We start from the raw sequence: 8,409 nt of genomic DNA on the forward strand, positions 1-8,409 counted from the left end.
TGCTGGATTTTTACTAGAAATATTTTACCAGAATTTTGGCTTTCTGAAAAGCACGGTCTATGACCGTGCAAAGTATAGCTGAAGTTTGCATTTGTGAGAATAGCATTAGCAAAGTTTGCTCCTTGGATATTTGAGCGTGAAAAGTTCGCGCCTGCCAGGTTTTGCCCCTGAAAAAAGCGCCCTTGGAGATTTTGATTTGAAAAGTCTTGTGAGAAGTTTTGAGGCATATCTTTTGAATTTCTATCTGGTACTTTTCTGGAGCATAAAATAATCCTTTTTACTTACAATCCTTATCCATTTTTCCTAAATCCTTTTCTAGGTCTTGCTCAGAAATTTTTTCTAAAATCTTTTTCATTGAAATGCCTTGGTTAAACCCATTGTTTACAAGACCGATTTGAGCAGATTCAAAATTTCGTATAGCTTCAGTTTCCCGTAGAGCATGAATGCCAATTACGCAGCCATGTGTATCTATTAGAGGGCCACCAATCATTCCTTCACGGCTATTACTACCATAAATCAAGCTATAGCCATTGAGTAATGTTTTAGGCCGACTAGCAATTTCTCCCTCAATAAAATGATATGATTGTTCCCCGCTGCCATCAATTTCTGACCAGCCTGAAAGAAAAACTGCTGTACCTTCCCTTGCTGTATCAGAATTTCCTAAACGAGCGATACTGTAGCTTTCATCGCTATCAAACTGTAAAATAACTAAGTCTATACCTGATATTTTTTTGTTAATTTTAGTATCAATCGCGGCAATATGTTCATTACCGTCTACCGTAACAATCTTGTATTTATCTTTAGGGTTAACTATACTTTTAGCAGTAAGAACATAGTAAGTTTTACCTTTTTTGGCGAAAATAACTGCCGATCCTTGATTTTTACCGTTAATTGAAACGGTATTATTTTTCGCAATTTGATCGAGGGGTGCTTGCTTACGTAATGCCATCACTCCCATCATCCCACTCAGGATAATCAATCCTGCCGCGCCTATGCAAATTTTTCCTAAATAATGTTTGATCCAAGTTGTTTGAAAATTGTACCAATTAGAAGGAACTTCAGTTGAATGTTGAAATATTACTGGCAGCCAAGAAGCACCAGGATGTTCCTCCTCTAAATCGTGTAACCTTTCTCTTGCTTTTTTTAACGCTAAATGTAAAGGGTCTCCTTCAGTAAATTTTTGAATAAAATACTTTAAAAAAGTATGAGCTACCTTATCTTGTATTGGTTCCCGCATAACAACAACGTGGGGAATATGTGATTCTTTTAATAGCTGATTTGCTATCCCTAACCCTTCACAAGAATTAAAAATAGCTAGTTTTAAACCTTTGTCCACTGCTTCTTTAAATGCTTTAGTAAGATTCCTGATATTTTTTCCATCGATTTCACCACCTTTTCTATTTTTTTTGCTGCAACTGTGACCCGCGTAGTAAAATATATCTGCTTTCTCTTCTCTCAAACGAAAGCCCAAATTTTCGGTATCTGAAATAAATATAGGAACTATATCTATGGTTTTTTTAACATCACACAAACATTTTTTTAACAACTCGTAATTTGTTTTTGTATCTATTTTTAAAGCATTCTCTGTTTCTTGACCAAAGGCTGCTAATACTCTAATTTTATCTGGATGATTTGATAATTTCCATTGCCGGGTAGAAGAATTGTTCACAGTTGGACAAAGAGCCACATCTGCATTTGTGTAATGCTCGAATATGTACCACAAATGCCAGGGCAATTCCTGCAATTCTGTTTTATCGGTGCGAACTATCACAAGAATTTGTTCTGATTCGTTTAATTTCTGCTTGAAAAGCTTTTCGATTACGCCGAAGTCGGGAGAATCTAACCATTGATTTAGTTGTTGTTTCAGTTTATCGCTTTTATCATTTACATCAAATGAAGAAATATTAGAATCTTTTTTGTTTATCGGTTCTAGCTTATGCCTTTCAAAATTAGCTTGATGGGATTTATAAGACTTCTGCCATTCCTTATAAAGATTAAAAAGCTCTGGATTATCTGGCAAATTGCCTTCAGCGTCGCCAAGGTTACGACCACATTCTCCGATTATAATTATGACTTGAAAACCTTGCTCAAAATCACTATTTTGTATCTCAATTACAACTAATTTACCCATTGCATTTCCCTGGTCAATAACTAGAGATTTTTTATTTAAATGATATGCGAAACTTTGGTAGTTAAGGTTTAAGCTTTTGATAAGATAAGCTTATCGCTGCTAGATTTTTGCAAAAACACCGTTTTGATGAATTTTCCACAGATGATGTAAATTGTATTTCGTGCCTCCAATGCTTCATCTGAATCAGGGATAGGTATTTAACGGGAGTAAAAAGGGATACTTCCAGTATTCCCCAAAAAGTATAGCTACACCACAGATAGCTACAATTTTTTAAGCTTGCTTAACATATATTGATGTATCGATGCCAATGGCAAGGATTATGCAGCAATTTAGGCTAAACCTCCCATAAACAGCTTCAATGCTTACAGACCCAATATCATTTTTTTAGTAGCAAGTAATACAATTGCCCTAGACTTAGGGTGATAAAAACAAGTTTCCTTTTCATTCACCAAATTGAGATTCGAGCGAATTTAGTTGTATCATAGAAGGTAGGACAAAAAGAAGATGTTTTCTATTTGTGTATCCTAAAAAACATCTCCTTTTTTGGGTTACGATTGATTAGGGTCTAAGATATTATCCCCAAATTAATCAGGAGATCGCATAACGTACCCTAGCCTTATCGTATCAGTTAGCAGGGGGTGTCTTCGGGCATTGGCACTTTGGGCTTGCGGTTGCGGACTTTACAATTTCGGCATTGGGCGCTGCTACCGCAGAATTATTTTTTGGTTCCAAGTAGATGATGCTGACCAAGTTGGCAATAGCCAGAGGAATTAGTACAATTTCTAATAAGGAAAGTCGTTTGTGCATTTCTGACTCCGATTTTATTTCAACAGGATGCTGAGGTGGGCAGAACGGAAGTTGCGAGCTTTAAGGTTCTGCCTCCCTCTGTTGAACTATCGGAGGCTATCCACAGTTTTTATGCACCTAAACGTTATTTTTGATCGAAAACTTGAGCGGCTTGAGGCGCTAAACGTTGCTCTGCCTGGGCAGTCCAGTCTTTTACTTCTGGTAGGGGTTTGTCAATAGGAGCATATTTATGAAGGCAACTTTTCCATGCGCCTAGCGCCCCTACCTTATTACCTTGGGCTTCTAGTACCTGTGCTAACAGGCAGTAAGCAGAGGGGCGATCGCTATTTAGTGCGATCGCTTTTTGCAGTTGGGTATAGGCTTGTTCGTTATTTCCTAGCTTCAATAATGCCCAACCCATATTCTTGTGCAAAGCAGATTTTGAATCTACCTCCTTGACTAACTGCAAGCCTTTTTCCAGTCGGGCGATCGCATCGGCATAATGTCCTCCTATAATCTCCAATCTCCCTAAACTGCTGTATACTTTATCCGGTACACTTTCCATCGCTTTCTCGTATTCCAAGCGAGCGGTGTAAAAATCTTGCCGAGCATCAAAAAGTCGTCCTTGGATATAATGAGCTTCGCCTAAATTCGGATTAAGCATGAGTGCCAAGCTGATATTAACTTGAGCCTTATCTAATTTATCAGCTACATAATTATCATAAGCGCGATCGTTGAAAGAAATAGCAAGTTGAGGCGCAGCTAATCGAAAAGAGATAAAACCTAAGAATGACAATGCTGCCAACCCAAATTTAAATTTACTGGCTCTACCCAGACGAAATAATATGTTTTCCCTAATTCTTTCGTTAACGATTGCAGTTACTTCTAGTAAATTTTCTTTAATTTTAGTTCCGTCATCCAACTGAATCTGGGTTATCCATTTCAAAATGTCTTGCGGATTTCGAGGTCGATTTTGCGACGAGGTAGCTATCAGCCGATCGATCAAATCCGCCAACGGTTCTGAAATACCAGTACAGCATTCTCTCCAAGCAATCAAGTGCTTCGTTTCGGAGTCTTCCAATTCTGTAGGTGAAATTCCTGTTAGTAAATAAACAAAGGTACGTCCCAAGGAAAATAAATCTGATTTTGGAATTGCTTGTCCTTGAATTTGTTCCGGTGCTGTATAGCCTTTTGAAACAACTTGTGTGACATTTCGGCTTTCAATTTTTCCTAATAAAGTGGGTGAAATCTCCCTGACCGCGCCAAAGTCAATTAATACCAATTTACCATCAGGTTTTAGCATAATATTCGATGGCTTAATATCCCGATGGTAAAATCCTTTTTGGTGTACCAAAGCCAAAATTTCTGCGATTTGTTGCAACCAATTAATTGCTAATTCTTCGGAAATTGAGCTATTATCCTCTACCCACTGCTCTAAATTTACCCCCTCTACTTTCTCCATTATTAGGCAGTGTAATTTAACTTTTATTAAGGGAAAAAGTAAAGTATCCATCCGGTTCTATTTTAGGAATCCCCGGATGTTTTAGAGACATCAAAACCCTTACTTCTTGCCGAAACAACCGGATAAGAGTGCGATTATTAGTAGGTTTTAAAACCTTTAAAATCTTTACGGTTTCCGAATCTACCCCGTCACTCTCCCAATCTTCTACTTCAAATACTTCACTTAAATAATTTTCGTGCAGTTCTCGTAGGGGTGCGATCAACCGATATCGATCGTTAATGAACAATGAAGTACCGCAGGTTTGGCAAAACCTTAAGTTCTCAGGGTTTTCGCGTTGTCCGCAGTTCGGATTGATACAGTAGTAGCTCATAACTGCTGGCTGCACACTTAGGGGTTATTAGTCAAATCATAGCGTTATGAATCCAGTTTTGGCAGTATGTTCAGTAGATTTTGCACGTTAGCAACAGCATAACCGACTTCTAACGCCGATTTCTCTGCCAGCATAGAGAGCATTTCGTTCAGATGAATAACTAGCTTGCGATCGCTTCTAAAAAATGCAATTAATTTATCTCTAATTGGTGCTACAATAAGGCGAGATTGCATACGATAAACTTCGCTTTCTTGATTTTCTTCGGTGACGATCGCCAAATTCCTCAACATTTCTAAATTATCTGTTGTTTGCTTGCCAATTGCTGATCGAATTTCGTGATATATTTCTTCTGTTACTTGTTTGATTATATACCTCATCAAAGTGGGTTGGAGCGTGAAAAGCGTTGTTTCTGCCTCGACTCTGTTTTCAATGAGCGAACGATTTTCTAAAGAATTTAAAGCTCCGATAGATTCTGATTCGCTCATGGGTAATAGTATATTGTTGCGTAATTTAGATAATAAAACTGGTTTGCGTTCAATTGCTAACCAGTATAATATCTCTTTTTCTAGAATGGGTAAACGCTCGACTTGCTGTTCTAAAATTCCTTCTAGATTCTCGTCTAGCAATATAGTATTTCGAGACAGAAATTGGGAAACACTTCCATTAAAAATAGTTTTAATCCTACAAGAAATCATTAATAAAGCTAAAGGATTACCGCGATATAGCTCTATAAGTTCTCCCCATCGTTGCGAGTCAGTTAAATGCTTGTTAGATAGAATTTCTCTTGCTTCTGCTGGTATTAAACCTTTTAGCTGTAAAGTTTTTACTAGAAAACTATCTTCTTTTAATAAATCCATTTCCTTGGGTGATTCGCGGCTGGTTAAGAGCAAACAGCTTTGATGGTTTTCTTTACCAATCTTTTTGATTAGTTGGCTATATTCCTCATATCCCTCTGCATATATTCCGGCTACTTCTCCACTAGCAAAAATTGCTTCCCACTCATCTAGGATGAGCAGACAGCGACGCGATCGCAAATACTCCATCACCTGCTCAATGCCACTAGCAGCAGTAATTGGTAAATTAGGTTCCTGCTGGTTAGACAGAAATTGAATTAAATCTGCTAGCAACTGTTCAATAGGTGGCGCATTGTGGAGGCTTCGCCAAATAACGTACTCAAATTTATCCTGTAACTGTTTGGCTGCACGTATCGCCAGGCTCGTTTTACCAATTCCCCCCATACCGAAAATGGCTACCAGATGGCTGTTATCTCCCACCATCCATTCTTCTAATGTCGTCAGTTCTTCTCGCCGTCCGTAGAAATTACAAATATCTGTCACGCCGTTCCAATCTGCTTTCTGCCGGGAAGCTGGATGAGAAGGCGTAATTTTATACTCAGCGGCCAGCCACTCAACTACATCTTGCCAGCTGCTTAAGCTATTGTCGGGTCGTTTTGTCAGAGTTTCAACATACCGATATATGGTGTTAGTCAATGCTGATCTAACTCCAGCAGCGTTTTTTTGCAGCTTTCCCGCAATTTGATCGGGATTATAGCCGCAGAGCAAACCTCGCAAATGCTCCTTTTCAGTATCGCTCAGTCCCTTTCTGGTGTGAGGTGCCCAGAATTTCTTGGCAAAAGCCAAATCTGCGTACAACCTTTCCAAGTCCCAACTTTGGCCAGTTTCAGAAAATTCTTCGGAGGGAGTATTACAGGAAGATGCCATTACCGGAAGTTATAGTTAAGTACCCTATTGGCATCGTAGCCGATCGCACCCAAGTTAACAATCAAGTTCACAACCAAATTCCCAACGGCTGTTGTGAACTTTTTCACTAGCAGTCTGGTTAAGCTATCTACATACCCAATTAGGACGTAAGCAACTTTGCGGTTAGAGCCCTATGAGATACGAGTACAACGTTAGAGTAGTTGATTGGGAAAAAGTTAATACTGAGTGTAATGCACTTGGTCAACAAAACTGGGAACTTGTCACTGCTTATCCATCGGCAAGGCCGAATTGTTGCAATCAAGCTGTACCAACCGTTGTATTAATTTTTAAGAAATCGGCATGAGTTGCTTTGATAAAATTAATTCCCCTTTTGTCCTTTTAGGCAATAATCAACCAGATAAATTGCCCATTAACAAGGCTTTTTCAGATTTTACATATAATCTGGAAAGAGTACCGCTTTTAGCTCATCATCCCGCTTGCTCATATTACCACAATCACCTGATTTGGTTGGGAAAAATGCCCGTATGTTTAGGCTGCTCTATGATGACCTGCGGAATAGGGGCTGGGCTGTTGTTGCTTCCGCATTTGAAATTTCTGACTGCCCTACCTTTTTACGTTTTACTATTTGTTGGCATTTGCCTTTACATACCAGCGATTTTGCAAATTAAAATTCAGTTTAAACCATACAAGATAGGGGCTAGGTTTTGTTTGGGTATGGCTGTTGTTTTTCTGGTTTATGCTGGTCTTTGGTTAACTCCCTGGTCAATAGTTGGGTTAATTTTAAGATTGGGATTTATTACGGAATTTTATATTGTTTGGCATTTAACACTAAAAATTAGATCGAGACATTCTAAACCTCTCTGTGATAATTGTCCTGCCGGACGGTTTCCGGTTTGTTCGTACACCATCCCTCGAATTTCCAGATTAGCTAACAAGTATTTTGCTGAATCAGATGGAAATAACCAAGAGGCAGATGATTTCGTCAGGGCTTTACAGTCAGTTTATGGTAGCAAATTGGGCTGAAGTAAGATTAAGCGCTGCCTAAATGATTAGGTAACAAGATAGACAATTAACAAAGGGTTCCAATAATAAACCTTGAATTAGTGGCTTATAACAATGAATTTCACAATCTAGTTCCAATGACCATTGCGAACTATTTTCTATTGGTTATGTTAGATTATTTCTATCCTCAAAGTGGGTTATACTCAATGAACATTACTCTATTCAAACTGTTTGATGCTTTTGGATCTAATAAAGTCCAGCCCAGAGAAAATCCTACTCTAGGAAGCAGTGCTTTTGACCTAAACCTCGAAGAGTTACTGGAGAAAAGAGCAGTTGTAGAGCAGACAATACAACCTCAAAAGAGAGGTCGAGTCGGCTTTCAAGGGTCTTGGTGGCCTGCGATATGCGTAAAGGAAGTTAGTCTGATACCGGGGGAGATTGTTTATGTGACAGGCAGATGTGGCATTACTTTATTGGTTGAACCAGTTTTATCACCAAGTTTTTCAACACTCCCCGATACAGCGGAAAGTCAAAACTTCAGCGATGCGATCGCATCTGATAACTGAACTTCTTTCTTGTCCAAGTATTTCTGAAGCGCCGCCACGCTTTCAAGTCCTGAAATTGCCTGGAGTGTTTGTAACGTGATTCCTGTACTCGATAAGGATGTGAGTGCTGTGCGTCTGAAGCTATGGGTACTGACACCAGTTAACCCTACTCTTTCACAGGCTTGTTTCAAAATCAAAGCCGCCGCTCTGGGGTTAATGTGTCCTCGACCGTGCCGACCGGGAAACAGGTATATTTTACCGCTTTGGGGACGGTAGGCATCGAGCAATTTAACCAGGTGGGGATGAGTCGGTATTCCCGCATTTCTCACAAACTGATTTAAGAAGCTGATTTGGGGATGAAAAATTGAACTTTTTGAAAAACAAGAGATATG

Annotated in this window: 8 protein-coding genes; 2 read left to right on the plus strand and 6 right to left on the minus strand. The window is 39.1% G+C overall.

Going from position 1 to position 8,409, the window contains the following annotated elements; translation table 11 throughout:
- The 5 genes from LAY57_RS34150 to LAY57_RS34170 all read right to left on the minus strand — a co-directional run.
- Positions 1 to 227 (minus strand): pentapeptide repeat-containing protein (locus LAY57_RS34150; protein ID WP_249071686.1); only part of this gene is annotated, 227 nt, incomplete at its 3' end.
- 50 nt (positions 228 to 277) lie between these two features.
- Positions 278 to 2,131 carry a trypsin-like peptidase domain-containing protein gene (locus LAY57_RS34155; protein ID WP_249071688.1) on the minus strand — a complete coding sequence of 618 codons (1,854 nt, stop codon included), beginning with the start codon at positions 2,129 to 2,131 and terminating at the stop codon, positions 278 to 280.
- A 931-nt stretch (positions 2,132 to 3,062) separates the two neighbouring features.
- The gene (locus tag LAY57_RS34160) at positions 3,063 to 4,379 is read right to left on the minus strand and encodes a serine/threonine-protein kinase (protein ID WP_249071690.1); all 1,317 of its coding nucleotides are present in this window, start codon (positions 4,377 to 4,379) and stop codon (positions 3,063 to 3,065) included.
- A gap of 16 nt (positions 4,380 to 4,395) precedes the next feature.
- Positions 4,396 to 4,749, minus strand: a complete 354-nt coding sequence (locus tag LAY57_RS34165) for a 4-Cys prefix domain-containing protein (RefSeq protein ID WP_249071692.1) — start codon at positions 4,747 to 4,749, stop codon at positions 4,396 to 4,398.
- A 44-nt stretch (positions 4,750 to 4,793) separates the two neighbouring features.
- Entirely contained in the window at positions 4,794 to 6,470 is a 1,677-nt protein-coding gene (locus tag LAY57_RS34170; RefSeq protein WP_249071695.1) for an NB-ARC domain-containing protein, read from the minus strand.
- Positions 6,471 to 6,809: 339 nt separating this feature from the next.
- Here LAY57_RS34170 and LAY57_RS34175 point away from each other — a divergent pair, with 339 nt between their 5' ends.
- The gene (locus tag LAY57_RS34175) at positions 6,810 to 7,493 is read left to right on the plus strand and encodes a hypothetical protein (RefSeq protein WP_249071696.1); all 684 of its coding nucleotides are present in this window, start codon (positions 6,810 to 6,812) and stop codon (positions 7,491 to 7,493) included.
- Between the two features lie 185 nt (positions 7,494 to 7,678).
- Positions 7,679 to 8,038, plus strand: a complete 360-nt coding sequence (locus LAY57_RS34180) for an NfeD family protein (protein WP_249071698.1) — start codon at positions 7,679 to 7,681, stop codon at positions 8,036 to 8,038.
- Here LAY57_RS34180 and LAY57_RS34185 read toward each other — a convergent pair.
- On the minus strand, positions 8,002 to 8,409 hold a 408-nt coding region (locus LAY57_RS34185), incomplete at its 5' end, for a tyrosine-type recombinase/integrase (RefSeq protein WP_249071699.1). The genes LAY57_RS34180 and LAY57_RS34185 overlap by 37 nt on opposite strands.

It is taken from the genome of Argonema antarcticum A004/B2 (genome assembly GCF_023333585.1).
In the GTDB taxonomy this organism is placed as follows: domain Bacteria; phylum Cyanobacteriota; class Cyanobacteriia; order Cyanobacteriales; family Aerosakkonemataceae; genus Argonema; species Argonema antarcticum.

Excerpts from the sequence above, each read along its gene's own strand:
- LAY57_RS34180 (WP_249071698.1), top strand. The coding sequence starts at position 7,679 with ATGAACATTACTCTATTCAAACTGTTTGATGCTTTTGGATCTAATAAA.
- LAY57_RS34155 (WP_249071688.1), bottom strand. The coding sequence starts at position 2,131 with ATGGGTAAATTAGTTGTAATTGAGATACAAAATAGTGATTTTGAGCAA.
- LAY57_RS34170 (WP_249071695.1), bottom strand. The coding sequence starts at position 6,470 with ATGGCATCTTCCTGTAATACTCCCTCCGAAGAATTTTCTGAAACTGGC.
- LAY57_RS34165 (WP_249071692.1), bottom strand. The coding sequence starts at position 4,749 with ATGAGCTACTACTGTATCAATCCGAACTGCGGACAACGCGAAAACCCT.
- LAY57_RS34160 (WP_249071690.1), bottom strand. The coding sequence starts at position 4,379 with ATGGAGAAAGTAGAGGGGGTAAATTTAGAGCAGTGGGTAGAGGATAAT.
- LAY57_RS34175 (WP_249071696.1), top strand. The coding sequence starts at position 6,810 with ATGAGTTGCTTTGATAAAATTAATTCCCCTTTTGTCCTTTTAGGCAAT.